Source organism: Streptomyces sp. NPDC031497 (assembly GCF_055580905.1).
This window is the reverse complement of sequence record NZ_JBVIKO010000002.1, coordinates 329,982-355,336: the sequence shown is the minus strand read 5'-3', so window position 1 is coordinate 355,336 and position 25,355 is coordinate 329,982. Positions and strand designations below refer to the sequence as shown.

General features: G+C 71.5%; 22 protein-coding genes and 1 tRNA gene. 7 read left to right on the top strand and 16 right to left on the bottom strand.

Annotation, left to right across the window (positions count from 1 at the left end; translation table 11 throughout):
* Window positions 1-231 precede the first annotated feature (231 nt).
* From ehuA to ehuB, 4 genes are read right to left on the bottom strand one after another with little or no spacing between them, the layout of a single operon-like run.
* A complete protein-coding gene (gene ehuA / locus ACZ5K7_RS04885) occupies window positions 232-1,014 on the bottom strand; it encodes an ectoine/hydroxyectoine ABC transporter ATP-binding protein EhuA (RefSeq protein ID WP_351700947.1) in 783 nt (260 codons plus the stop codon).
* Window positions 1,004-1,654, bottom strand: coding sequence for an ectoine/hydroxyectoine ABC transporter permease subunit EhuD (gene ehuD, locus ACZ5K7_RS04880; protein ID WP_351700944.1), 651 nt, complete (start codon window positions 1,652-1,654; stop codon window positions 1,004-1,006). Before ehuD ends, ehuA begins: the two co-directional genes overlap by 11 nt.
* On the bottom strand, window positions 1,651-2,367 hold the full coding sequence (ehuC, locus tag ACZ5K7_RS04875) for an ectoine/hydroxyectoine ABC transporter permease subunit EhuC (protein WP_450972510.1): 717 nt from the start codon (window positions 2,365-2,367) through the stop codon (window positions 1,651-1,653). Before ehuC ends, ehuD begins: the two co-directional genes overlap by 4 nt.
* A complete protein-coding gene (gene ehuB, locus ACZ5K7_RS04870) occupies window positions 2,364-3,293 on the bottom strand; it encodes an ectoine/hydroxyectoine ABC transporter substrate-binding protein EhuB (RefSeq protein WP_468910452.1) in 930 nt (309 codons plus the stop codon). Before ehuB ends, ehuC begins: the two co-directional genes overlap by 4 nt.
* Window positions 3,294-3,340: 47 nt before the next feature.
* Here ehuB and ACZ5K7_RS04865 point away from each other — a divergent pair, with 47 nt between their 5' ends.
* The gene (locus ACZ5K7_RS04865) at window positions 3,341-3,835 is read left to right on the top strand and encodes a DUF3830 family protein (protein WP_351700935.1); all 495 of its coding nucleotides are present in this window, start codon (window positions 3,341-3,343) and stop codon (window positions 3,833-3,835) included.
* A gap of 19 nt (window positions 3,836-3,854) precedes the next feature.
* Here the strand turns inward: ACZ5K7_RS04865 and ACZ5K7_RS04860 are convergent, their stop codons facing one another.
* Both ACZ5K7_RS04860 and ACZ5K7_RS04855 read right to left on the bottom strand, forming a co-directional pair.
* Window positions 3,855-5,708, bottom strand: coding sequence for a right-handed parallel beta-helix repeat-containing protein (locus tag ACZ5K7_RS04860; RefSeq protein ID WP_468910449.1), 1,854 nt, complete (start codon window positions 5,706-5,708; stop codon window positions 3,855-3,857).
* Window positions 5,709-5,824: 116 nt separating this feature from the next.
* Window positions 5,825-6,835: a LacI family DNA-binding transcriptional regulator gene (locus ACZ5K7_RS04855; RefSeq protein ID WP_468910447.1), complete on the bottom strand. Its 1,011-nt coding sequence runs from the start codon at window positions 6,833-6,835 to the stop codon at window positions 5,825-5,827.
* Window positions 6,836-7,035: 200 nt separating this feature from the next.
* Between ACZ5K7_RS04855 and ACZ5K7_RS04850 the strand changes: the two genes are divergently transcribed.
* On the top strand, window positions 7,036-8,994 hold the full coding sequence (locus tag ACZ5K7_RS04850; protein WP_468910444.1) for a carbohydrate-binding protein: 1,959 nt from the start codon (window positions 7,036-7,038) through the stop codon (window positions 8,992-8,994).
* A gap of 28 nt (window positions 8,995-9,022) precedes the next feature.
* On the opposite strand, the gene ACZ5K7_RS04845 is transcribed toward ACZ5K7_RS04850, so the two are convergent.
* Both ACZ5K7_RS04845 and ACZ5K7_RS04840 read right to left on the bottom strand, forming a co-directional pair.
* Window positions 9,023-10,438 (bottom strand): amidase, encoded by a 1,416-nt coding sequence (locus ACZ5K7_RS04845; RefSeq protein WP_468910441.1) that lies wholly within the window; start codon window positions 10,436-10,438, stop codon window positions 9,023-9,025.
* Between the two features lie 20 nt (window positions 10,439-10,458).
* A complete protein-coding gene (locus ACZ5K7_RS04840) occupies window positions 10,459-11,412 on the bottom strand; it encodes a D-2-hydroxyacid dehydrogenase (RefSeq protein WP_351700920.1) in 954 nt (317 codons plus the stop codon).
* Window positions 11,413-11,572: 160 nt separating this feature from the next.
* Between ACZ5K7_RS04840 and ACZ5K7_RS04835 the strand changes: the two genes are divergently transcribed.
* From ACZ5K7_RS04835 to ACZ5K7_RS04825, 3 genes are all read left to right on the top strand, one after another.
* Window positions 11,573-12,370 carry a maleate cis-trans isomerase family protein gene (locus tag ACZ5K7_RS04835; protein WP_351700917.1) on the top strand — a complete coding sequence of 266 codons (798 nt, stop codon included), beginning with the start codon at window positions 11,573-11,575 and terminating at the stop codon, window positions 12,368-12,370.
* Entirely contained in the window at window positions 12,367-13,098 is a 732-nt protein-coding gene (locus ACZ5K7_RS04830) for a maleate cis-trans isomerase family protein (RefSeq protein WP_468910437.1), read from the top strand. Before ACZ5K7_RS04835 ends, ACZ5K7_RS04830 begins: the two co-directional genes overlap by 4 nt.
* A gap of 187 nt (window positions 13,099-13,285) precedes the next feature.
* Window positions 13,286-14,410 (top strand): LLM class flavin-dependent oxidoreductase, encoded by a 1,125-nt coding sequence (locus ACZ5K7_RS04825; RefSeq protein WP_468910434.1) that lies wholly within the window; start codon window positions 13,286-13,288, stop codon window positions 14,408-14,410.
* On the opposite strand, the gene ACZ5K7_RS04820 is transcribed toward ACZ5K7_RS04825, so the two are convergent.
* Window positions 14,380-16,305: a putative bifunctional diguanylate cyclase/phosphodiesterase gene (locus tag ACZ5K7_RS04820; RefSeq protein ID WP_468910432.1), complete on the bottom strand. Its 1,926-nt coding sequence runs from the start codon at window positions 16,303-16,305 to the stop codon at window positions 14,380-14,382. The two genes, ACZ5K7_RS04825 and ACZ5K7_RS04820, sit on opposite strands and share 31 nt — an antisense overlap.
* A 350-nt stretch (window positions 16,306-16,655) precedes the next feature.
* On the opposite strand from ACZ5K7_RS04820, the gene ACZ5K7_RS04815 reads away from it, so the two are divergent.
* Window positions 16,656-17,870 carry a M6 family metalloprotease domain-containing protein gene (locus ACZ5K7_RS04815; RefSeq protein ID WP_468910940.1) on the top strand — a complete coding sequence of 405 codons (1,215 nt, stop codon included), beginning with the start codon at window positions 16,656-16,658 and terminating at the stop codon, window positions 17,868-17,870.
* A 118-nt stretch (window positions 17,871-17,988) separates the two neighbouring features.
* Here ACZ5K7_RS04815 and ACZ5K7_RS04810 read toward each other — a convergent pair.
* The 7 genes from ACZ5K7_RS04810 to ACZ5K7_RS04780 form a co-directional block, all read right to left on the bottom strand.
* Window positions 17,989-18,062, bottom strand: a tRNA-Lys gene (locus ACZ5K7_RS04810).
* Entirely contained in the window at window positions 18,053-18,661 is a 609-nt protein-coding gene (locus tag ACZ5K7_RS04805) for a bifunctional DNA primase/polymerase (protein ID WP_450972514.1), read from the bottom strand. The genes ACZ5K7_RS04810 and ACZ5K7_RS04805 overlap by 10 nt, the downstream gene beginning before the upstream one ends.
* A gap of 139 nt (window positions 18,662-18,800) precedes the next feature.
* On the bottom strand, window positions 18,801-19,166 hold the full coding sequence (locus tag ACZ5K7_RS04800; protein WP_351700902.1) for a hypothetical protein: 366 nt from the start codon (window positions 19,164-19,166) through the stop codon (window positions 18,801-18,803).
* A 263-nt stretch (window positions 19,167-19,429) separates the two neighbouring features.
* A complete protein-coding gene (locus ACZ5K7_RS04795) occupies window positions 19,430-20,770 on the bottom strand; it encodes an AAA domain-containing protein (RefSeq protein ID WP_351700899.1) in 1,341 nt (446 codons plus the stop codon).
* Window positions 20,767-22,356 carry a hypothetical protein gene (locus ACZ5K7_RS04790; RefSeq protein ID WP_468910426.1) on the bottom strand — a complete coding sequence of 530 codons (1,590 nt, stop codon included), beginning with the start codon at window positions 22,354-22,356 and terminating at the stop codon, window positions 20,767-20,769. Before ACZ5K7_RS04790 ends, ACZ5K7_RS04795 begins: the two co-directional genes overlap by 4 nt.
* The gene (locus tag ACZ5K7_RS04785; RefSeq protein ID WP_468910403.1) at window positions 22,347-23,528 is read right to left on the bottom strand and encodes a hypothetical protein; all 1,182 of its coding nucleotides are present in this window, start codon (window positions 23,526-23,528) and stop codon (window positions 22,347-22,349) included. Before ACZ5K7_RS04785 ends, ACZ5K7_RS04790 begins: the two co-directional genes overlap by 10 nt.
* Window positions 23,425-24,378 carry a phosphatase PAP2 family protein gene (locus tag ACZ5K7_RS04780; RefSeq protein WP_351700891.1) on the bottom strand — a complete coding sequence of 318 codons (954 nt, stop codon included), beginning with the start codon at window positions 24,376-24,378 and terminating at the stop codon, window positions 23,425-23,427. The genes ACZ5K7_RS04785 and ACZ5K7_RS04780 overlap by 104 nt, the downstream gene beginning before the upstream one ends.
* Window positions 24,379-24,589: 211 nt before the next feature.
* On the opposite strand from ACZ5K7_RS04780, the gene ACZ5K7_RS04775 reads away from it, so the two are divergent.
* Window positions 24,590-25,186 carry a histidine phosphatase family protein gene (locus ACZ5K7_RS04775; RefSeq protein WP_351700889.1) on the top strand — a complete coding sequence of 199 codons (597 nt, stop codon included), beginning with the start codon at window positions 24,590-24,592 and terminating at the stop codon, window positions 25,184-25,186.
* Window positions 25,187-25,355 lie beyond the last annotated feature (169 nt).

Sequence of the window (25,355 nt, the reverse complement as noted above, 5' to 3'; positions counted from 1 at the left end):
GCAGCACTGCTTGGGCCGTGATCCGGTCGACGGATCCTCTCCACGATAACGGGCAGCAGCCGGAAACGGAGGGGGTGTTGGCGAGATTCCGGCCCTCCCAGCTGCGACGAAGACCCGTTGGCATATGTCAGCGGAATGAGCTGGCCGCCGGACCTCGGGTGATCGAGCGTTCACTTCATGTAATCATGACATCGCGCGGGGAATCTTTTACGACGGTTTGCGCGGAGACGCTTACAGCACCGCGCTGAGGAACTCCCGGGTCCGCTCGTGCTCGGGCTCGCTGAAGATCCGCTCCGGCGGGCCCGCCTCGATGATCCGGCCCGAGTCGAACATCAGGACCTGGTCGGAGATGTCCCGGGCGAAGTTCATCTCGTGGGTCACACAGAGCATGGTGATGTCGGTGGTGCGGGCGATGTCCCTGAGCAGGTCGAGGGCGCCCGCGACCAGCTCGGGGTCGAGCGCCGAGGTCACCTCGTCGAGGAGCAGCACCTTCGGCCGCATGGCCAGCGCCCGGGCGATCGCCACCCGCTGCTGCTGTCCGCCGGAGAGCCTGGTCGGCCGCTCGTCGGCCTTGTCGGCGAGGCCCACCAGGTCGAGCAGCTCCCGGGCGCGCGCCTCCGCCTCGTCCTTCGAGAGGCCGAGCACGGTCACCGGGGCCTCGGTGAGGTTGCGCAGCACGGTCATGTTCGGGAAGAGGTTGAACTGCTGGAACACCATCCCGATCTGCTTGCGGACCTCCCGCAGCTCCTTCTCCGACGCCGGGAAGAGCCGCTGCCCGTCGACGGTGATGGTGCCCGCGTCCGGCTTGGTCAGGGTCATCAGCATCCGCAGGATCGTGGTCTTGCCGGAGCCGGAAGGCCCGATCAGGGTGACGTGCCGGCCCGCCTGCACGGTGAGGTCGAGCCCGTCCAGGACGGTGTTCTCCCCGAACCGCTTGGTCACCCCCTCGATGCGGATCAGCTCGGTGGACGTCGTATCGGCGGTACTCGGCTGCTTGCTGGTCTCAACGGACAAGGCGACGCTCCAGGGTGCGCAGAAGAAGGGAGGCGAGGTAGGAGATGACGATGAAGGCGACGCCGATCACCGTCACCGGCTCGGTGAACTGGAAGTGCTGCTGGGAGAAGAGCCGCGCCTGCCCGAGCATCTCCAGCACGGTGATCGACATCAGGATCGGCGTGTCCTTGAGCATCGAGATCACGTAGTTGCCGAGCGGCGGCACGACCCGGCGCAGCGCCTGCGGCAGGATCACCACCGTCCAGGTCCGCCGCGCCGGCAGGTTCAGCGCCGTCGCCGCCTCCCACTGGCCGACCGGCACGGCCTCGATACCGGCCCGGTAGACCTGCATGGTGTATGTCGAGTAGTGCAGGCCGATCGCGAGGACACCGGTGGTCAGCGCGGAGAACGTCAGCCCCCACTCGGGCAGCACGTAGAACAGGAAGAACAGCTGCACCAGCAGCGGGGTGTTGCGGACGAACTCGGTCACCACGCCGACCGGCCAGCGCACCCACCTGGTCGGCGTCCGCATCAGCAGCGTCCACACCAGCCCCAGCGAGAACGAGATCAGCGAGCCGAGGACCAGCGCCTCGAGGGTGACCAGCAGGCCGTCCCAGAAGTGCGGCATGAACTCGCTGACGGCGCTCCAGTCCCACTTCACGCGACACCACCGACCCCGGTCGTCTGCGCACGCTTGGCCTCACGTGCCGTCTGTTCGTTGCCCGGGTCCTTGCCGATCCCGGCCTTCAGCCGCTTCTCCAGGCCGCGCATGAGCCGGGTGATGACGAACGCGATCACGAAGTAGATCAGCAGCAGATACGTGTAGATGTGCGCGCTCTCCTGCAGCGCCAGGCGCACCAGGTTCCCGCTGAACGCCAGGTCGCCCATGCCGGTGATCGACACCAGCGCGGTGCCCTTGAGCAGTTCGACGAGCAGGTTGCAGTAGGAGGGGATCATCTCCGGCACCGCCTGCGGCAGCAGGATCAGCCGCAGCCGCTGCCAGGGCGTGAAGCTGAGCGCGATCCCGCCCTCCTTCTGTGCCGGGTCGACCGCGTTCAGCGCCCCGCGCACGATCTCCGTGCCGTACGCGCCGTAGGTCAGCCCGAGTGCGAGGGTGCCCGCCCACAGCGGCACCAGCTGCCAGCCGAAGGCGACCGGCAGCACGAAGAACACCCAGAAGATCATCACCAGTGCGGAGGTGCCACGGAACACCTCGGTGTAGAAGCCGGCGAGGAACCGGACGAACCAGTGCCGGCTCGTCCGCGCCACGCCCACCACGAAGGCCACCGCGGTCATCAGCAGCCCGCTCAGCACGAGGAGCTGGACGGTGGTCCAGACGCCCTTGAGTACGAGGTCCCACAGTCCCGAGGTCATCCGCTCTTGCCTCCCCCGCACAGCTCCTTGGCCGTCAGGTCGGTCATCTCGGCCTGGGTGAAGCCGAACGGCCGCAGGATCCGGAGCAGTTCGCCGCTCTTCCTGAGCTTGTGCAGCTCCACGTTGAAGGCGTCCCGCAGCTTCGTCTCGGCCGACCGGAACGCGAACGCGCCCCCGTCCACGTGCGGTTTGCCGTCGACGAGCGGCGCGAACGGCTTGGTCGCCTCGGCCTTGGCGGACTTCTTGACCACCTCGCGGACGGTGACCGCGGTCCCGGCGAAGACGTCCACGCGCCCGGCCTCCACGGCGTTCAGCCCGGCGACCTGGTCCGGCACGATCAGGATGTCGCTCTCCTTGTATCCCGCCTCGACCGCGTACTGGATCTCCGCGTACCCGGTCCCGGTGGCGAACTTCGCCTTCTTGGCGACGACGTCCTTGTAGTCGTGCAGCCCCTTGGGGTTCCCCTTGCGCACGACGAACGAGTCGAGCATCTGGTAGTCGGGATCGGCGAAGATCACCTGCTCGCAGCGCTCGGGGTTGACGTACATCCCGGCGGCCACGACGTCGAACTGCTGCGAGTTCAGCCCCGGGATCAGCGAACCGAACTCGGTCGGCACCGGCTGCACCTTGTCGACCCCGAGCCGCTTGAAGATCGCCTTCGCCAGCTCCGGTGCCTCACCGGTGAGCTGACCGTCCTTGTCGATGTACCCGAAGGGGATCTCACCGGCGATCCCGAGCCGTACGACACCCTGGGCGCGCAGCCGTTGCAGCAGGTCACCGCCGTCGGTGCCGGCCGCGGTGGCCACGCGGGTGCAGCCGGCGGCGGCGAGTGCGCCGATGGCGGCGGCACCCGCGAGCACCGCGCGCCGAGTTTGTCTGGATTCATACCCAGATGTGTCTGTCCTGTTCCCAAGTGGTGGAGCCATGGCGGCGCGGCTACCCGGGGCCAATCGACTTATGCATCATGGATGACATGGCCGATCGATTCATCGAAGTCTCGCTGGTCACCCGCGGGGTCACTGCCACGGCCCGGCTGTTGGACGACCGGGCCCCGGTGACCTGTGCCGCCGTCTGGGACGCCCTGCCGCTCGCCGGCGACGTCTACCACGCGAAGTACGCCCGCAACGAGATCTACGCTCTTTTTCCGCCATTCGCGGCGACGGAACCGCCCCTGGAGAACCCGACCGTCACGCCCATCCCCGGCGACCTCTGCTACTTCTCCTTCGCCGGCGCCGAGTTGGGCACGAAGGCCTACGGCTACGACCGCGAGGTACGCCCCGGCACCACGGTCGTCGACCTGGCCCTCTTCTACGAACGCAACAACCTGCTGCTCAACGGCGATGTGGGCTGGGTGCCGGGGATCGTGTGGGGCGAGGTGGTGGCGGGCCTGCCGGATCTGGCCGAGGCCTGCAACGACCTGTGGCGGACGGGAGCGGCCGGGGAGACCCTGGCTTTCCGCAGGGCCTAGCCACCCCGCCCGCCCCGTCTCAGTCGGCGACCACGGACGTGTTGAGGCCCTTGGCGTAGTGGTTGTGCGCGATCCGGATACCCGAACTGCCGTGGAAGACGAACAGCGGTGAGGTGTAAGGCGGTTGGTCCGGCCCGGCCAGCCGGCGGACGGTGTTGCCGGTGAAGGCGAACCCGCCGACGCTCTTGGCGTTGACCACGGTCACATCACCGATGTCGAACGAGTTGTGCTCGACCGAGATGTGGTGATGCACCGGGTTCGCCGGGTCGACGACCTGGTTGGTCGGCTCCACGAAGATGACCGGGCCGCTGGGACGCGTGAACGAGTTGTCGCGGATCGTGAGGTGGGAGACCGGCCCGGACTCGTACCACTGGTAGGCGTCCGCGGAGACGTAGATGCTGGCCATGGACATCGCGTCGAACCGGTTGCCGGTGATCAGGACGGGCTTGCGGGTGGTGACCAGGATGCCGCGGGTCGGCACGTTGCGGAACACGTTGCCGGAGATGACGACCGACGGGGTGGCCGTGATGTTCTCGACCACCGTGCCGCCGATCTCGGTCCCGGCCGGGACCGGCCGGTCGAAGCTGACCGTCATCGTGGTCAGTGGCTTGTCGTGGTCCATCCCGCTCGGCCCGTCGACCGCGGTGACCTTCGCGTGCGCCGGTGAGAGCTGGGCCATCGTCCGCTTGGCGGTGAACTCGACCTCGTCGCCCGGGGCGAACTGCGGGAATCCGGCGGTCTGCGGGTGCTCGTAGGCGAGGGTGAGGGTGTTAGGCCCGGGTTGCCCGACGACTTCCAGATAGGTGCCGTGGATGTTGATCGGGTCGTCGTGCGGGCCGTCGAAGAGGCTCCGGGTGATCGAGACCTTCCCCTTGACGCCGGACATCTGCACGAAGTCCGCGAACGAGGCCGTGGAGCGGCCGGACTTCGGATCGGGCGCGAAGTTCACCTTGTCGATGGAGATGTTCTCGCTGAACTGCCCCACCACACCGAAGGACTGCAGGTAGTACGCGTTCATCGAGCGCATCGTGACGTTCTTGGACTCCCAGATGAAGGCGCCCGGCTCCGTCCGCTCGATGAGCCGCATCTGGTAGACGAGCCCGGCGTCCGCCGGGCTCGACGCGGTGGTGTAGTCGATCCGGATCCGGCGGCCGCCCAGGTCGGTGACGGCGGCGACGTCGTTGAAGAGCGGGTTGTCCGCGCGCCAGGTCTTCTGCGCCTCGGGGTCGTGGATCTGGGTGTACTGGAGTCCGTCGACCCCCGACCAGTACGGCTGCCCGGTGGCCGGACTGGTCTCGCCGAGCCAGGTGATGTGCGTGCCGTTCACCTCGTACGGGCTGCCGGCCGGGATCGACAGGACACGGTAGGCGTGGCCGTCGCGCACACCGGTCTCGGCGACGGTCGCGTCGATGACCTCGGGGGCCGCGTAGTCGAAGGAGAAGTTCGTGAAGGTCACGTTCGTCGAGCGGATCGACGCGAACGCCGTCTGGAGACCGTGGTATTCGAGCTTGGCCCCGCCGCCGTCGACGGTGACGTCGTGCATGTCCTCGACGAGCAGTCCGATCTTCTTGTCCCGGTAACGCTGGTCGGCGCCCACGGTGTTGGACACATACAGCTCACGTGTCTCGGCCCGCTCGGGATAGAGCTGGTAGGTCCCCTTCGAGAAGACGATCCTGACCGGCCGGTCGAGGCTCCTGGCGTGCCGCAGCGCCGCGGTGACGGCGGGCGCCGAGTCCGTCCGGCCGGTGGGGTCGGCGCCGTAGTCGTCCACGTCGACCACCACCGGTGCCGCCTTCGGCGCCGCGGCGACAGGAGCGGCCGCCCCGCCGCCGAGCAGCGCGAGCGCCACCCCGAGAAACGCGAACCGAGACATGGGCATAGTCCCTCCGGAGCATGCATGAGCGATGAAATACCCGATGAATTGCGGGAGTTACCGCCGATGATCCGGCCGGATCTCCGTGCAGAGTCTGCATAGATCCGATGTCTGGGTCAATGGTCCGGACGAACAGGTGCCACCGCGGCCGTGCTGGCGCGGATCACCAGCTCGGGGTCGAAGAGGAGCTCACCGACGGGCACCTCGCGGTTGCCCACCAGGGCGAGGACGCTGCGGGCCACCTCCGCGGCCAGGCGGTCGGCCGGCTGGCGGACCGTGGTGAGCGGCGGGTCGACGAAATCCATGATCATGGCGCCGTCGTAGCCGACGACCGACACGTCGCCCGGGACGTCGTACCCCTGGCGGCGCGCGCCGCGGATCGCGCCCAGGGCCATGTAGTCGCTGGCGGCGACGATGGCCGTGGCGCCCCGGCCGAGCAACGAGATCGCGGCGGACTGGCCGCCCTCGACGGTGTAGGACTGCCGGACCACCCACTGCTCCGGATCCTCGACCCCGCGCCGGGCGAGCGAGGCGACGAAGCCGCTGACCCGGCGGTCCGCCGGGCGGTTGCCGACCGGGCCCGACGCCATCCCGATCCGGCGGTGGCCGAGGCGGTGCAGGTGGTCCACGGCGAGTTCGGCGGCCAGCAGGTCGTCGGTGGAGAAGACCGGCACATCGCCCACGCCCTCGAACTCGCCGTTGACCCCGACGAACGGGATCCGGCGGGAGCGCAGCAGTTCGTACGCCGCCGGGTCCGCGCCCTCGATCGTGTTGCTGGCCGACAGGAAGACCACGGCGGCGACGCCCCGGTCGGCGAGGGAGGTCACGAAGTCCAGCTCCTGCACCCCGCCGGGGAAGCACGGGCACAGGACCGTCTTCAGGCCGTGCGGGGCGAGCGTGGACTCGATCCGTTCGCAGACGTCGGCGAAGAACGGGTTGGAGACGAACTCGGTGATGACCGCGATCAGCTGCCCCCGGGTCTGCCGCTCGTACCCGAGGTCGGCCATCGCCTGCTCGACCGCCTCGCGGGTCTTGCGCGCCACACCCTGCCGCCGGTTGATGACCCGGCTGACGGTGGCCTCGCTCACCTGCGCCCGCTCCGCGACCTCGGTGATGCCGACCTTCATAACGGTTCCCGCCCTGCCTCGCTTGCACGAAAACGATGAAAACTTTCAGCGCATCATGCCATGGAAAATGGCAGTGGGTCTGCGTGTCTTGCATGTTTCTTCTGCATGACCATTGAAGCGCCTCTCCGGGCCCTGTTAGCTTGCGGCCACCGCTCGGCCGCCCCACCCGCCCGACCGCAGTGATCGAGACCGGAGACCCGATGAAGCCCTCAAGGCTCATGCTGCTCACCGCCGTTGCCCTGCTCGCACCGATGGCCCCCGCCGTGTCGGCCGAGGCGGCACCGGGCTCCCGCCCCCAACTCGCCATCCCCGACCCCGGCTTCGAGAACGGCGGCACGGGCTGGACCTTCACCTCGGGCGCCGGCGTGGGCACCGGCAACAGGCACGGCGGCGAGCGCTTCCTCTACCTCGACGCCGGAGCCGGCAAGAGCGCGGAGCTCACCATCGTCGCGCCCCGCAACGGCAGTTACGACTTCTCCGCGTGGATCGGCAGCGCCGGCACCGGCGGCACGTACACGGTCCGGCGCAACGGCGAGACCGTCGAAACGATCACTCTGCCGCAGCACCCCGGATACGCCCGGTACACCATCAGCGACGTCACGTTGAGGACCGGAGACCGGCTGGGGATCGCCTTCGGCTCCGGCACCGCCTGGGTCAACGCCGACGACCTGATGATCTCTCCCGCCGCACCCGCCGACCCGAAGGTCACCTCGTCCGACCCCGAGGTCGCCGAGATGTTCGCCTGGGCCCGGAAGAAGGCCAACAGCTGGGTCCAACTGCCCGGTACGACAGGCCCCGTCAACGTCGACGAGTACCAGACCGGCGGCACCGGCACCGCGTCGTACGAGCCCACCTACTGGGCCGGATACGCCAACCGCAGCGCCTACTACTCCCGCGACATGACCCACCAGCTCGCCGGCGCCCACCTCATCGGCCTCGACGCCGAGAACGAGACCATGCTCCGCTCCTACGCGGCGTCGGCCACCGCCGAGCACAAGTACTTCCCGGTGTGGTCCCTCAACTTCGACGCCAAGACGTACCTGAGCATCGACTACAAGAGCCCGGACAACTTCGTGCGCGAGGTGCCGGCCACCTTCGAACTCGTCGAGAAGGCGGCCCAGGCCTACCTCTGGACCGGCGACCGCAGATACGTCGACGACCCGGTGCTGTGGGACTTCTACCGGCACGCCACCGAGCAGTTCATCGACCTGCACAACTCCGCCAAGGACAACGGGAAGGTCAAGGTCGCCGAGGGCACCGGCAACGGCATCTTCGCCGGCGCCGCCAGCTACAACGAGCAGGACGGCGACGGCCTCGCCGAGGCCGGGGACGGCATCGCCTCCGAGTACCAGGCGTATCTGGCGATGGCGGTCCTCGCCCGCGGCAAGGGCGACACCAAGCTGGCCAGGACCTACGACAAGCGTGCCGCCGACCTGAAGACGTACTTCAACGACGACTGGAGCGGCACCGGCAGCGGCGCCGACATGGTCCGCGCCTACACCCTCTCCGGCACCCCGGTCACCGGCTGGGGCAAGGAGAACAGCGTCTTCATGCCGATGAAGCAGATCATCGACCCCGGCCCGCGCAACGACGCCTACCTCGACTACATCGAGAAGCAGGAGCTGGGGCCGGAGGGGTCGCCCAACATCGAGTCGACGACCTACCTGCCCGACATGTTCTTCAAGAACAACCGCAACGACACCGCCTGGCAGTGGATGCGGAAGATCTACGGCGAGCGGGAGACCCAGCACGTCAACTCCAGCCAGGGCCCCGACGGCGACTACCCCGAGGTGTCGTTCACCCTGGTCAGCCAGACCGTTCAGGGCCTGATGGGCATCACGCCGGACGCCCCGGACCACAAGGTGACCACCCAGTCTCGGCTGCCGTCCGGCATGAAGTGGCTCCAGGCGGCGGACGTCCCCATCGGCACGGGCACCGTCACCGTCCGCCACGACGGCGCGACGAGGACCACGCTGACGAACAACTCCCGCAAGGACTCCTACCGTTGGGAGGCCCGCTTCCCCGGCGTACACAAGCGGATCGAGGTCGACGGCGTCCCCCAGCGGGTCCGCACCAAGAAGGTCGACGGCGTGACGTACACGTACGCGACCCCGACGGTACGGGCGGGACGGACGGCGGTGGTCCAGGTGACCGGCTGACCCGCGGGCCGCTCCCCGGCGCGCTCCGTCAGCCCACGACGGCGCCGACCGGCGGTACCGAAGCCGCCCCGGCCTCGTACAGCGCATGGGCCGCCCGCAGCACCAGATCGTCCCGGTGGCGGGCGGCCACGAGCTGCAACCCCACCGGCAGCCCGTCCCCGTCCACTCCCACCGGTACGGTCGCGGCCGGCTGCTGGGTCAGGTTGAAGGGGTACGTGAACGGCGTCCATCCCGTCCAGCGCCGGAGACCCGAGTTCCTCGGCACCTCCGCCCCCGCCTCGAACGCGGTGAGCGGCAGCGTCGGCGTGACCAGCAGGTCGTACCGCTCGTGGAAGAGGCCCATGCGACGCCCCAGATCCATCCGGACGTCCACCGCCGCCAGATACTCCAGCGCGCTCAGCCCGGCCCCCTGCCCGCAGATCTCCCGCAGCCCGGGGTCCAGCAACTCCCGCTGCTCGGAGGAGAAACGCTGGGTCACCCGGGCCGCCCCCGCGAACCACAGCGCGTGGAACGCCTCCACCGGGTCGCTGAAGTCCGGGTCGGTCTCCTCGACGTACGCGCCCAGTCCGGCCAGCTCGGCCACCGCCCGCCGTACCGCCGCCGCGACCCCCGGACGGACCGCCACCTGGCCGCCCAGCGTCGGTGAGAACGCCACCCGCAGTCCGCGCACGCCCCCGGAGAGGCCAGCCGTGAAAGGCCCCGGGGCGGGACCCAGCGCCGACCAGTCCCGGGCGTCCGGGGTGCCGATCACGTCCAGCAGCAGTGCCGCGTCGGCCGCGTCCCGGGTCATCGGGCCCACGTGCGACAGCGTGCCGAACGCGCTCGCCGGGTACAACGGCACCCTGCCGTACGTCGGTTTCAGGGCGAAGACGCCGCAGAAGGCCGCCGGGATGCGCACGCTGCCACCGCCGTCCGTGCCCAGGGACAGGGGCCCGGCACCCAGGGCGACGGCCGCCGCGCTGCCGCCGCTCGAACCGCCGGCGGTGCGGGACGGGTCGTACGGGTTGCGGGTGATCCCGGAGAGCGGGGAGTCGGTCACGCCCTTCCAGCCGTACTCGGGGGTGGTGGTCTTGCCGATGAACACGGCGCCGTGCTCGCGGAGCCGGGCGACGGAGGGCGCGTCCTCGTCCCAACTCCCGTCGGCGGAAATGGTCCTGGAGCCGCGCAGGGTCGGATGACCGCGCATCAGCAGGATGTCCTTCACCGTCACAGGGACGCCGTCGACCAGGCCTTTCGGCTCGCCCCGCCGCCACCGTTCCGCCGACTCCCGTGCCTGGGCCAGGGCGTCCTCCTCGGTGAGGCGGACGAAGGCGTTGACCTCCGGCTGGATCCGGGCCGCCCGTTCCAGGACCGCCCGGGTGGCCTCCACCGGGCCGAACCCGCCCGTGCGGTAGCCGTCGAGGAGCTGTCGGGCGGTGAGGCCGGTGAGGTCGGTGAGCTGCATGAGGGGCACCCTCCCGAGGGTCAGTGACCGGGCACGTAACCGCGTTTCTTGTCGACCACGTTCAGCAGTGACCTGCCCGCCGCCCACCGCTCGTACAACTCCACGAACTGAGTGCCCAGTTCGTCCCGCCAGCCGATCGTGTCCCCGCTCATGTGCGGCGACACGATGAGGCCCGGTACGTCCCACAGCGGACTGTCGGCGGGCAACGGCTCGGTGGTGAAGACGTCCAGGGCCGCGGCGGCGATCCAGCGCCGGGTCAGCGCCCGTACGAGCGCGTCCTCGTCGACCAGCTGGCCCCGGCCGACGTTGATGAAGCAGGCCGACGGCTGCATCACGCCGAAGCGCCGCGCGTCGAACATGCCCCGCGTCTGCTCGGTCAGCGGCGCGGCCGCGATCACCCAGTCCGCGCGGGACATCAGCCGGTCCAGGTCGTCGGGGCCGTGGATGCCGGTGCGCGGAACACGGCCGACCAGCGCGGTGGTGATGTCGAGCGCCTTGAGGGTGCGGACGACGGCCCGGCCGATCGGGCCGGAGCCCACCACGCACGCGCGGGTGCCGCCGACCCGGCGCGCCTCGCGGTGCCGCCAGGTCCGCTCCCGCTGGAGGCCGAGGGTCTGGGGGAGGTCCTTGGCGATCGCCAGGACCAGCGCGGCCACGTACTCGGCGATGGGCCGGTCGAAGACCCCGCGCGCGTTGGTGACGACCGTGTCGGACGCGGCCAGTTCGGGGCACATCAGATGGTCGACGCCCGCGCTCGCCGTGTGCACCCAGCGCGGCCGCGGCCCCTCGCCCGGCCACGCCTCGCGGACGGCGTGCGAGGCGAAGTCCCACACCAGGAGGGCATCGGCCGCAGGCAGCCGGGCCGCCAGACCCGCCGCGTCCGTGTGCACGATCCGGGCGCGGCCGGTGAGCCGGCCGAGCCGCGGGGGCGGGTCGGCGTCGAGGACCAGCAGGGTGGGGACGGGCGGCGTCATTCGGGGCGGTCTCCCGGCGTCCGGCAGCGTCTGACATGGGCGGATCGAGCGTCTGAGATGCGCGGATTGACCACGCTCGCACCCGAACCTACCTTCGTCAACACGGGCGTGACCATCGACCGTTGCCCCTCGACTTCCAGCGTGAGGCCGGTGACTCCCCATGGACGTCTCCTTTCTGGGCGGACCTCGTCCCCAGCGCGGTGTCGGAGTCGTGGCGCCCTTCGACTTCGCTTTGGACCGCGAACTGTGGCGCTGGGTGCCCGACGACGTGTCCCTGCACCTGACCAGGACGCCGTTCGTGCCGGTCGAGGTCAGCCTCGACCTGGCCCGGCTGGTCAGCGAGCACGAGACGCTCGCCGAGGCGGTGCGCGCGCTGACCGCCGTCGCACCCGAGGTGGTCGCCTACGCCTGCACCTCCGGCAGCTTCGTCGGCGGCATCGCCGGGGAGCGCGCGATGTGCGAGGCGATGACCCGGTCCGGCGCGCTGCCCGCGCTCACCACCTCCGGTGCGCTGCTCGACGCGCTGACCGAGCTGGGCGTACGGCGGCTCGCGCTGGTCACGCCGTACACGGTCTCGGTGACGCGGGTCCTGGAGGAGTACGTCGCGGAGGCGGGCGTCCAGGTCGCCGGGGTCGCGTTCATGGGACTGACCCGGCACATCTGGCAGGTGCCGTACCGGGACGTGGTCGCCATGGCCCGGCAGGCGGTACGGCCCGGAGCCGCCGACGCCCTGTTCATCTCCTGCACCAACCTGCCCACCTACGACGTCATCCCCCAGCTGGAGGCCGAGCTGCGCGTCCCCGTCCTGTCGGCCAACCAGGTCACGATGTGGGCGGCGCTGCGCAGGCTGGGTACCCGAGCCGTTGGGCCCTATCAGACGCTGATCGGTCATCCGGACGGATCGGCGCCGCGGGAGTGGCCCGTACTGCCGGAAGAACAGCAGGAAGGGTGGACATGACAGCGCTCGGAATCCTCTATCCGGGGCACTCCGCGGAGGACGACTACCCGCGCATGGAACAGCTCCTCGGCAGCGACATCCGGGTGGACGTCGTCCACACCGACATCGGCGAGGACGCGCACCGGGTGGACGCGCTGCGGGAGATGGGATCGGCCCCGCGGCTGGCGGCCGGGGTGGACGAACTACGGCTCGCGGGCGCGGACGCGGTGGTGTGGGCGTGCACCAGCGGCAGCTTCGTGTACGGCTGGGAGGGCGCCCACCAGCAGATCCGGGACCTCGCGCAGGCGGCCGGGCTGCCGGCGTCGTCCACGTCCTTCGCGTTCGTGCACGCGGTGCGGGAGCTCGGGGTACGGCGGGTGGCGGTCGGCGCGACCTACCCGGACGACGTGGCGCAGCTCTTCGCGGACTTCCTGCGGGTCGGGGGCCTGGAGGTCACCGGGGTCCGCTCGTCGGGGATCGTCACGGCGGCGGAGGTGGGGACGTGGGGGGAGGAGGAGGTACTCACCCTGGCGCGGACCGCGGACGCCTCCGGCGCGGAGGCGGTACTCCTCCCGGACACGGCGCTGCACACGGCGGCGCATCTTCCACTCCTGGAGAAGGCGCTGTCCAAGCCGGTGCTCACGGCGAACCAGGTGACCGTGTGGGAGGGCCTGCGGCTGGCCGACCGCCGGGTGAACGAGCCGGCACTGGGCACCCTGTTCACCCGCCAACCAATCATCCAGGCCTGACGCCCCCCGCACCAGGGGGCTCCGCCCCCTGGCCCCCGCCCACCCACCACCCGACTCGGTCGGCATGAAGAAGCCGTCTTGGGCGGGGGACGGCCGACTCGGTCGGTGCCGAAGGGGCCCGACGGCTTTTTGCTGGGGTCAGGAATAAGCGGAGCCATCCTCCTGTTATCGCCCTCCAGTACAGCTCATGGTCGCAAAACAGGAGGCTCTCACCGTGTCGGCAGACGAGATCCGGGGCATCGCACACGGGACCGCCCCCGTCCCCCTCTCCGTACTGGACCTGGTGACCGTCGGCACCGGCAGTACCGCCTCCGACGCCCTGCGCACCAGCGTGGAGCTCGCGCGGCTCACCGAGGCCCGTGGTTTCCAGCGGTTCTGGGTCGCCGAGCACCACTCCATGCCGGGTGTGGCCTCCTCGTCGCCGGCCGTGATCCTCGCCCACCTCGCCGCCCACACGGAGCGCATCCGGCTGGGTTCGGGCGGTGTCATGCTGCCCAACCACGCGCCGCTCGTCATCGCGGAGCAGTTCGGCACGCTGGAGGCCATGGCCCCGGGGCGGGTCGACCTGGGCCTCGGCAGGGCGCCGGGCACGGACGGGGCCACCGCGGCCGCCCTGCGCCGTACCCAGACCCTCAACGAGGGCGCCGACGACTTCCCGCAGCAGCTCGCCGAGCTCACCCGGTTCCTGGACGACGACTTCCCGGACGGCCACCCCTACCGCCGTATCCACGCGATCCCGGGCCCCGTCCAGAGCACCAGCCCCGGTGGTGTCCAGTCCCCGCACCGGCCGGTCGTCTGGCTGCTCGGCTCCTCCGGCTTCAGCGCCCGGCTCGCCGGCATGCTCGGGCTGCCGTTCGCCTTCGCGCACCACTTCTCCGCGCAGAACACCGTCCCGGCCCTCGACCTCTACCGCGAGTCCTTCACCCCGTCCGCCGTCCTCGACGAGCCGTACGCCCTCATCGGCGTCTCCGCGCTCGCCGTGGACGAGGAGCGCGAGGCCCGGCGCCAGGTGCGGGCCGGCGCGGTGAACATGCTGCGGCTGCGCACCGGACGGCCCGGTCTGTTCCCGGACCCGGACGACGTCGAGAAGCACGAGTTCTCCCCGATGGAGGAGGAGTTCGTGCACTCCTGGACCGCCAACATCGTGCACGGCACCGCCGACGAGGTGCGCGCCGGTCTCGACGACCTCCAGAAGCGCACCGGCGCCGACGAGCTGATGCTCACCACCCACGCCCACCGCGGCGAGCTGCGCCTGCGCTCCTACGAACTGATCGCCGACGCCTACGGCTTGCCGACCGGGGTGTCCGCGTAGGTACGGGTGCCCAGCAGCTCGGAGATACGGTCCGGCGTCACCGGCCGGGAGTACAGCCACCCCTGGCCGGTGTCGCAGCCGATGTGCCGCAGCCGGGAGGCCTGCGCCGAGGTCTCGACGCATTCGGCGGTGACGGTGAGGCCGAGCCGGTGGGCCAGCTGGATCATCGCCTCCACGACGACCTCGTCGGCCGGGTTCGGACGGTCGCCCGGCTCGTCGTACTGGAAGCCCCGGACGAAGGAACCGTCCAGTTTGAGGACGGAGACCGGCAGCCGGCTGAGGTAGGCGAGGTTGGAGTAGCCGGTGCCGAAGTCGTCGATGGCGATGCGGACGCCCATGTCGCTGAGGGCCTGAAGAGCCTGCAGCGGGCGGCCCGCCGAGCCCATCACCGCCGACTCCGTCAGCTCCAGCTGGAGCAGATGCGGCGCCAGGCCGGTCTCGGCGAGGGTCTCCGCCACGTCCGCGACCAGGTCGGAGTCCCAGACCTGGCGCACGGCCACGTTCACGCTCACGAAGATCGGCGGCTCGCCGGGGTGGTCCAGCTGCCACCGGCGGGCCTGCCGGCAGGCGGTGGTCAGGGCCCAGCGGCCGAGCGGGACGATGGAGCCGTCCTCCTCCGCCAATCCGATGAACCGATTCGGCGCTAGTGTGCCGAACTGCGGATGATTCCATCGGACCAGGGCTTCGACCCCGCTCAGCCGCCCGTCCTCCATGCCCACCAGCGGCTGGTACTCGAGCACGAACTCGCCGCGCTCGATGGCCGGGCGGAGGGTGGAGGAGAGCGCCTGGCGGGTGACCAGGTGGGCGTTGCGCTCCGGGTCGAAGAGCGTCCAGCGGGACTTGCCGTCGGCCTTCGCCCAGTAGAGGGTCGTGTCGGCGGCCTGCATCAGACCGGTGGCCGTCGTACCCGCCGCATGGCGCTCCACCACCCCGATCGAGGCAGACAGGGAGAGCCGCTGGCCGGCCAGGTCGAACGGCGCCTGCAGAGCCGCCAGCGCCGACTCGGCCAGATCGGCCAGCTGTTCCGTGCCCGTCGAGTCCTCGACCAGCAGGGCGAACTCGTCGCCTCCGAGCCGGGCCACCAGCGGCGCCCCGGCCCGCGCGAAGCCGGCCTCGCCGGCGACCCGGGTCAGCCGTTCGGCGACGGCGGCCAGCAGCCGGTCGCCCACCCGGTGGCCGAGGGTGTCGTTGACCGCCTTGAAACCGTCAAGGTCCAGGTAGCACAGGCCGATTCGGCCGGTACCGCCCTGCTCGTACGACTCCGCCTCCAGCGCGGCCGAGAGGCGCTCGAAGAACAACGACCGGTTGGGCAGCCGGGTCACCGGGTCATGCATCTGCAAGTGCCGCAGCCGGGCCTGGAGTTCGCGGCGCGCACTGATGTCGGAGACCGACAGCAGCACGCCCGGGGTGTCCCGCGCCAACGGGGAGACGGTGACCTGCACCCAGAGGGAGTGCCCGTCGGGGTGTTTGAGACGGCGGGTGCAGCGCAACTTGGCCTGCCGGCCGCGCAGTACCTCGCGATAGGCGTGCCAGATACGGGCGTCGGAGGCCAGGTCCACCAGATCCGCGGCGATCCGCCCGGTCAGGCCGGCCGGGTCGGCGCCGATCAGGGTGGCGAACGCCGCGTTGGCGGTGCTGACCAGGCCGTCGCGGTCGACGACGGCCATGGGTAGCGCGGCGGCCGTGAAGGCGTGCTCATATGTCCTGGGATCCGGCGCCTCGCCTGTCGGCGCTGCTGTCCGTGTTGCCTGTGTTGTCTGTGTTGTCTCTGCTGTCTCGCCTGTCTTCGGGTCGGTCGTCTCGTTGTACGACTTCCGACTGATATTGTCACTCTCTGTGACGGCGGACCGGTCGAGGTCTGCCGCGGGCGTCGGCCCTTCGGACGTTCCGCTCACCGCTCGCTCCCGCAGTGCACTCGATCTCTGTCCGTGCAGGAAAGTGTGCCGATCATAGAGGCTGGCCCGAGGGCCTTCCAGCCACTGTCCAGTGTCCACGATGAAGCACCGGTTCTGACAGATCGTTTCTGCCCGCACCTGGACGGGTTCTTGAGCCGCCTGGCCACTTGTGACGTTCCGTGAGTTTCCCGGGGTGTCGGCCGTTCGGGTTCCTCACCCTTCTGGTGCAGGTAAACAGGACATAAGATGACAAACTCGCACAGGCTGGGTGGCGGTGTCCCGCGAACCGCCCCGGAGGTCCTTCCGTGCCGCGTCTCCTGCTGCGCAGCACCGCCGCCGTGTTCACCACGATGTCGGCGCTCGTCGCGACGACGATCCTGACCGGACCGTCGGCCGCCGAGCCGTTCTCCACGGCTCCCTGCGCCCTGCATCGCACCGACGCGCACCACTCCGAGGGCGTCGACACCTGGAACGCCGCCTACACCCGCCCCACCCACCCGCTCTCGGCCGTGATGGTGTTCCTCTCCTTCCCGGACGCGCCCCCGCGCACCACCCCCGCGGAGCTGGCCGCCGACCACTTCCCGGCCACCAGCCGGTACTTCGAGCAGGCCTCATACGGGAAGTTCACCATCCGGCCGCACCCGTTGACGCACTGGCTGCGGATGCCCCGGCCGTCGGTCGCCTACGGCATGAAGCGCGACTGGAACCTGGTGCTGCGGGCCGCCTACCTGCGGGACGCGTTCGCGGTGGCCGATCCCGAGGTCGACTTCTCGCGCTACGACGTCGTGTACCTGGTGGCCGATCCGGACGCGCCGGGCGTCGACTCCGATGCCACGAAGGTGGTCAACCTGGACGTCCCGGTGCACGTCGACGGCAGGGACCTCCGCCGGGTCGTCACCGTCTTCGAGAGGCATCCGCCGGACCGGCTGGTTCTCGCCCATGAGACCGGGCATGTCTTCGACCTCCCCGACCTCTACCACCGCCCGGTGGACGGCAAGGGCGACTGGGACACCTATGTCGGCGACTGGGATCTGATGGGCAGCCAGTTCGGGCTGTCCCCGGACCTCTTCGCCTGGCACAAGTGGAAGCTCGGGTGGCTGAATCCGCGCCAGGTGGTGTGCGTGCGGGGGACCAGGCCGACCCGGCTGACCCTGGAGCCGCTGTCGGCCGGACCGGGGGTGCCGGAGGAGGGCGCCGCGGGCGCGCCGGCCTTCGGGCTCGGCGACGGCACCAAGCTGGCGGTGGTCCGCACCGGGCCCGACAGCGTGCTGGCCTTCGAGGCGCGGGGCGCGTCCGGGAACGACAGCGCGGCCTGTCGGCAGGGCATCCTCGTCTACCGGGTCCGTGACGAGACGGCCTCCGGCGGCGGCCCGATCGAGGTGGTCGACGCCCATCCGCGCGCCGAGGCCTGCTGGGAGAGCTCCGTCTACCCGCCGCTGGCCGACGCCCCGGTCGCCCTCGGCGAGAGTTTCACCGTCCCGGGGGACGGCGTGCGGGTCGAGGTGGAGGGGCGGACGGCGTCCGGCGCGTGGAACGTGAAGATCACGCCGGGGGAGCTGGCCTGACACGCGGGCGGCGGAGCCGGAAAGACGGCGGGTCGGGAACCTGGCGGGTCGGGAACACGGCGGGTCGGGAACACGAAAGGCCAAGCTCACAGGAGCTTGGCCTTTCGCCTACTTCGCGTGCGCCGCCAGGGACTCGAACCCCGGACCCGCTGATTAAGAGTCAGCTGCTCTAACCAACTGAGCTAGCGGCGCCTGCTGACGTCGTAGACCTTAGCATCCTGATCGGCGGGAGGAAAAATCGATATCCGTACGGCCGAGCGGGCCGCCCGCACCGCGGCCCAGAGCAGGATTTCCGGTCCGGGGAGCCAGGGGTGCCGGGTGTCCGGACCGACCAGCCAGCGCGCGCCGGCCGGGGCGGGGGAGCGGTCGCCGTTCAGTGCGGGGACGGTCACCGCGTCGCCGGTGCCGTGGCACAGCAGCGGCGGTACGGCCTGGCCGCGGCCGCCCCACTCCTCCCAGCCGAGCAGCGACGGCAGCCGGGCGGCGGTGCCGGGGGCGGCGAACAGGAGCATGCGGCCCCGGAACGCCGCGACCGGCCCGGAACCCGGCCCCTCGTCCCACAGCCGGTCCAGCATGCGGCGGCCGAACACCGCCGGGGCGTTCACCACGTCGAACACCGAGCCGCAGGGCAGGACGACCGGGGCGTCCGGCCGCTCCTCCCACAGGGCGAGCGTGCTCCGCGGATACGTTCCTGCGGAGGCGAGCCACGCGGCTCCGTCGGAGGTGACCCCGGCGGCGTCGGAACGGTCGCCGGGGCCGTGCAGGGGCGTCTCGTACGGGTTGCTGCTCATAGGGAATTGATACCTATCGTGAGCCGACGCTCGCGGTGAGTTGCGGAAAACCGGGACGGGATGGGCCGGAGGGGGTATCTTGCCCGCCTGGCACCCGCCTGGCATATGCCGCCTGCGGTGCTCCTGCGCCGCGGAACCGCTAGACGGGCTCCGCCGGCTCGGCGTCCTCGCTGCCCTTCAGCAGGTCCCGGCCGAACTCGACCATCTTCTTCGCGTAGTCCTCGGTCCACTCGGCCCGCGCGGCGATGTCGGCCGGGGTCAGACGGTCGAAGCGGCGCGGGTCGGCGAGCTGGGCGGCGGCCATGGCCTGGAACTCCACCGCGCGGTCGGTGGCCACACGGAACGCCTGGGTCAGCTCGGTCGCGCGCGCCAGCAGCGCCCCGGGGTCGTCGATCGACTCCAGGCCGAAGAAGTGCTCAGGGTCGGCGACCGCTGCGACCGGCTCGAAGAGCAGGTGCGCGGGGCGTAGCCGCGGTTCGTTCCGACGCGGCGTTTGCTCCGCCATGTCTGGTCCTCCTCGTACGGTTCGGTGCCTACGGTTCGATGGCCACCGTCCATTCTCTCGCGCCCGCGCAAGCCCACCCCAAGGCCGCCGGGTGACGCTGCGCTCACCGACGCGTTCGTCAGGGGCGCCGGTTGACCCGGTGTTCGGCCAGGTGGGCCAGTACGGCGTGGTTGGCCTCCCGGCCGTCGGGGCTGTGTTTGTCGGCCGCCTGCGGCGGCGTGCCGGACTCCGTCCGGCGGAGGGGGCGGTGAGCGGGGCGTTCGTCAGGGGCGCCAGGTGACCCGGTGTTCGGCCAGGTGGGCCAGGACCGCGTGGTTGGCCTCCCAGCCGTCCGGGAACTTGACGAGGGTTCCCAGTTGGACCGGTTCTGTCGACGGGTAGTCGTCCAGGAGGTCGGTCACGCCGGCGCGGCAGATCACGATGCAGGCCTGGCGGTGCCGGGAGGCCAGGACGCACAGGCGGCCCGTCTCCAGGTGGAAGGCGGTGGCGTCGGGGCGGCCGGAGAGCGGGTGGAGGACGACCGTCACGTCGTACTCGCGGCCCTGGAGGCGATTCGCGGTGTCGACGGTGACGTCCGTCACGCCCAGCTCCGCCAGGGCCGCGCGGACCGCTGCCGCCTGGTCCCGGTGGGCCGTGCCGACGGCGATCCGGTCGGCGGTGAGCGGGGACGGATCGGGCGAGCGCTCGGAGACGGCCGCTCCGCCCCGGTCGAGGAGTCGTCGTACCACCGTCGCCACCGCCCGGACCGCCTCCGGGTCGGTGCGCGGGGTGTGCCGGGCGGGCAGTTCCAGCAGGCCCCAGCCGGACTGAGCCGCCTCGTCGATCACCCGGTCGGGTCCGGAGCCGTCGGAGGCGACGGCGAAGGCCAGCCGCCGGTCGCCGTGGCCGGTGCCGCTGCGGAACGGGGTGTACGGGTAGAACGCGCCGGAGACGAGCGGGGCGGCGGAGGCGGGGAGGCGCCAGGAGACCGGCAGGCGGTGCTGCGGGAGGCCCGGGTTGTGGGCGAGGAGGGTGGAGACGGCCGACGCCGAGGGGTCGTACGACAGGCCCGCCCACTGCTCGCTGCCCACCGTCGCGAACGGGTCCAGCTGGCCGGGGTCGCCCACGAACAGGGCCCGTTCGAACAGCCCGGCGACGGCCAGCAGCGAGTCCGAGCGCATCTGGTAGGCCTCGTCGACGATCGCGTGCCGCCAGGGCTCGTCCACCGTGACGTGCGCCCACTTCGCGGCGGTGGACAGCACTACCGGCGCCTCCCGCAGGTCGGCCGCCTTCGCCGACTTGCGGACGTTCGGCAGGTCGTCCAGCGCCTTGTCGTACGGGTCGGCGTCACTGCTGTGCAGCCGGCCCACGGGCAGCTCCGGGTTCTGCTCGGCGAGCCGGAGGACCAGGTCGTCGACCTGCGCGTTCGTCTGCGCGACCACCATCAGGGGGCGGCCCGCGGCGGCGAGTTCGAGGGCCGCCCGGACCACCAGCGTGGACTTGCCGGCACCCGGCGGGGAGTCCACGACCACACCCCGGTCGGTGCCGTGCAGGGTGTCGTGGAGGATCGCGTCGGTGGCGCGGGTGGCGGCCGCACCCGGGTCGAAATCGACGTCGGCCGTCACAGCACGTCCTCCTCGGTCACCGTGTCGGCCGCCTCCGACGCGGCCTCGCCCGGCGGCCCGCCGTGGGTCCACGGGGTCGCCTCCGGGTCGGGCAGCTTCGCCCCGCCACGCTGCTCGTGTTCGAACAGGGTGAAGGTGAGCCGGTCGCCCTTCTCCGGGACCGACCCCACCTCCGGCTCCTTGCCCCGGCCCATCTTGTCCAGGACCCGGAGCACCAGGACCCCCTCGGCCTCGTACCCGACGAACTCCATGGACTGCGGTTTGCCGCCCAGCGAGCGGTACGCCTTCGCGCGCTCCCCGAGATGCGGCCGGTCCTCCGTGCGCAGGGTCACCAGCGGGCGCGGGCTGGGCCGCTTGCCCTCGCTGTAGGCCATGACGACATCGAGGACCTCACCCGCGAACGCCTCCCCGGTCAGCCGCCGCCCCGCCATCACCAGCGGGTCGTCCAGCGCCTCCTGGGCCTCCAGCCGGGCCTGTTCGCGCTCGCGGCCGGCCAGCTTGTTGGCGGCGGTGACCGCGTCGTCGCGGCGCGGCTGCGGCGGCTCGCCGGCCAGCACCCGGTCCCGGTGGCCGGTGAACGACCAGCGGTCGCGGGTCCACCGTTCCTCGACCCTGGCGCCCTCCGGCAGCCGGTGCAGCAGGTCGAGCCCGTGCCAGACCGCGTCCCAGGTGGGCCGGGTCCGGCTGGCGACGAGGTCGCGGATCTCCCGCTCGGCGGCGGTGAGGATCGCGAGCCGGGCGTCGGCCTGGAGGCCGTCCTCGGCACCGGCCAGGGCGGTACGGGCGCGGTCGTACCGCTCGAAGGCGGGGGCCAGCAGCTTGTTGTCGAACGCCGGGTCGGTGGCCGGCCCGGCCGGCGGGCACAGCAACTGCCCCTCCCCGTCCCGGGCCAGCTCGGCCACGCGCGCCGCCGCCGCGCCCGTGCTGCCGTCCGGCGGGCTGATCCAGGCGAGCAGTGCGCCCAGGTGCTGGTCCTCGACGCCGGACTGCCCGGTCGCCCAGTGCCGGGAGAGCAGGTCCGTCATGGCGAGCAGGAGGGAGGAGCCGGGGACGCGGGCGCGCTCGCCGAAGTGGGTGAGCCAGCGGCCGAGCAACGGCACCCGGGGCGGAGCCGGGTAGGGCGCCTCCGGGTCCTGCTCCGCCGTGCGCCGGAAACGCATCGACCGCCCCAGCAGCCGTACGTACTCGACGCCCGCGCGGCCCGGGACGATCAACTGGGGTGCGTCCGCGCACAGTTCCACCTCGACCTTGACCCGCTTGCCGGTCTCCGGGTCGGTCTCGGTGCGCTCGGCGGCCTCGACCGAGCCGGCGTAGGAGTCCAGGTACGGCAGGACGACGTCGGCGAGTTCGGCGAGGAACGCGAACCGCAGGTCACGGTCGCGGGGCTGCGGTACGACCAGCAGGCGCGGGGCGTCCCGGTCGGTGCCGACCAGGGCGCCGAGGGGCGCACCCGCCTCACCCGAGGTGGTGAGCGGCACGAAGACGAGGGGGTGCCCGGACAGGTGCCGGTGGCGGACGGTCGCGGCGGGCTGCGCGGTGCCCGTGCTCACGGCTTCGAGACGGGCGAGGGTGGTGATCAGGGACACACGGCCCCCTGGGCGCTCAGCGCTTCGGCGCGCAGGGCCGCCGCACGGCGCAGGGCCGCCACCGCCGGATCGTCCGGGTCGCCGCTGTCGCCGCGCGCCGCCGACAGGACGTCCTCGACGGTGGTCAGCCCGCCCAGCTCGGCCCGGACCGCGCGGCCGAGTGTGGTGACCTCGTCGGCCGCGCGGGAGCGCTGCCGGCAGTGGAAGGCCAGTTCGCAGGCGGACAGGCACTCGGGCGCGTAGGCCGCCGGGACCGCTTCGACGGCCGCCGTCAGCTGCTCGGCGGGCAGGCCGGGGGCGAAGCAGGTGCCCTCCGGGAGGGTGTCGGCGATGTCCTGGATGCGGGTGAGCCGAGCCAGCTGGCGGGCGGTGACCGCGCGCTGCTTGCGGACGTCGACGGCGGCGGCGGTGGGCAGGTTGGAGAAGTCCTTGGGGCAGACCAGCAGCACGTCGTGCCGCACCCGCGGGGCGGGGTCGAGCCGGGCGGCGACCTCTTCGAGGGCCAGCACGTACACCGCCGCCTGCCGGGCCGCCGCCCCGACTTTCGCCGGGTCCGCCGAACCGTCCAGCATCGGGAAGGACTTGATCTCCACGACCGTCCAGCTGCCGTCGGGGTGCACGACCACCGCGTCCGGCTCCAGGAACGCCGGGGAACCGGCCACCTGGAGGGCCAGCATCGGATGGTCGAGGAGCACCCAGCCGCCCGCCTCGCCCGCCTCGCGCAGTGCCAGTGCCGTACGGGCCGTCCGCCCCTCGGGGCCGATCGCGGACAGGTCGGGCACGGCGGCCCGCTCGGCCGGCTCGGCGCCCGGATCGAGGTGCTTGCGCACCAGCCGCAGCAACTCCGCACCGCCGTCCGCCTTCACCTTCGCCTCGAAGGCGTTGCCCCGGGTCAGCGCGAACTGCGACTGGCCGAAGGCCGACGGTGCGCCGAGGGCGCTCGCCAGCGCGGTCTTGTCCACCCCGGCGCCGTCCAGGATCGCCCGCCTTCGGCACCCCGGGTTCGCGGCGAGTGCCGCGAGGGCGCGCGCGTCGAGGGCCTTGGCGGGGACGTCGGGGCCGCGCAGCTCAGCGAGCCGGTGCCGGAGCGCCGTCCCCCGCGTCGGTGGGGGAGGCGTCCGGTTCGGCTCCGGAGGCGAGCCGGGACTCGCGCTGCGATGGAATGCGCTCACCCGGCGAAGTCTGGCATCCGCCACTGACAATCGGGGAAACCGTGCCGCCGGAGCGTGCTGCGACCAGTGAGGTGCCCCGGGTCACCCGGACCCGGACGAAGGCCGCCGCCCGCGTCACATACGGCGTGAGCAGGTAGCCGACGCCCATCACGAACACGCCCGCGACCGCGTCCAGGAAGTAGTGGTTGGCGGTACCCATGACCACGATCGCGGTCAGCAGCGGGTAGGCCACGCCGAGGACCCTGGTCAGGCGGTTGCCGCCGTGGCGCCACAGCATGACCCCGCACCACAGCGCCCAGCCGCAGTGCAAGCTCGGCATCGCCGCGTACTGGTTGGTCATGCCGCCGAGGCCGCGCGGGGCGCTGGCGTCGCCGCCCCACCAGCCGTACGAGCTGTACTGCGCCATCGTGTCGACGAAGCCGTACTTCGCGTCGAGCAGCCGGGGCGGGCAGGTGGGCAGCAGGGTGAAGCCGATCAGGCCTATGAACGTGGACGTCATCAGCCAGGTGCGGGCCCGCCGGTAGATCTCGGCGCGCTTGCGGAACAGGAACACCAGGATCAGCGGGGTGACCAGGTAGTGCAGCGAGGCGTACCAGAAGTCCGCGGGTATGCCGAGCCACGCCTCCCGCGTGAACAGGCGGTTGAGCGGGTGCTCGGCGTTGAGGTGCAGGGCCTTCTCGATGCGCAGGATCGCCAGGCCGTGGTCGACGGCGGTCGAGGTGTCGCCGCGCGCGAGCAGGCGGCCGGCCGTGTAGCAGCTGTACACCAGCAGGATCAGCGGCAACTCGGTCCACCAGCGCAGTCGGGTCGGCGCAGCCACCTCGGTGCCCGTTTTCTCGGTCTGCGGCATCCGACTGCCTCCCCCTTCTCGTCCCTGTCTGCGCGGCACCCGGCTGGCCGACCGTGACACTTTACGTTGCGCGCAATCCCGCCCATGCAGGGCGCTCAGCCCTCAAAGACGCGGAGACCGCCCGCCGGGTTGCCCGTTCCCGGCGCGTTCCCAGGGTGGGTGATGATGGAGGTGTCCCGCTTCCGAATTTCTCCCGAAAGGTTCACCCGTCATGGCACCGCGCATCCTGCTGGCCCGGCACGGACAGACGGAGTGGTCGCTGTCCGGCAAGCACACCGGCAGGACCGACGTACCGCTCCTGGAGGAGGGCCGGCGGGGCGCCAAGCTGCTGGGCGAGCGGCTGCACCGGCCGCCGTACGACGGTCTCGCGGACGCCGAGATACGCACCAGCCCGCTGGCACGCGCGCGTGAGACGTGCGAACTCGCCGGGTTCGGCGAGCGGGCCGAGCGGTGGGACACGCTGATGGAGTGGGACTACGGGGCGTACGAGGGCCTGACCCCGGCCGAGATCCAGGCGGCCCGGCCGGGCTGGCTGATCTGGCGGGACGGGGTGCCCGGGGGCGAGTCCCTGGCGGAGGTGACCGCGCGGGCGGACGAGACCGTCGCCTGGGCCCGCTCGGCCGACCGGGACGTGCTGGTGTTCGCCCACGGGCACATCCTGCGGTCGATCGGGGCGCGGTGGCTGGGCCTGCCGCTGGACTTCGCGGCGCGGATCCGCTTGAACCCCACGTCGCTGTCGGTGCTGGGGTGGGCTTACGGGGAGCCCGCGATCGAGAGCTGGAACGACTTGGGACACCTGGCCGGCTGACGGTGCGCGGGGGCGGGGTCGCTTACCGGCGCTTGCAGGGTGCCTCCCCCAGAGGGGGTACCCCCAGCGCCCACCTCCCCCACTCTCGACTCCGCGCGAGCGGGGACTCCCATCGCCCCAGCGGCACGACTGCCCGCAGCTGGGGGGAGACGGCGGGCGAAGCGCCCCG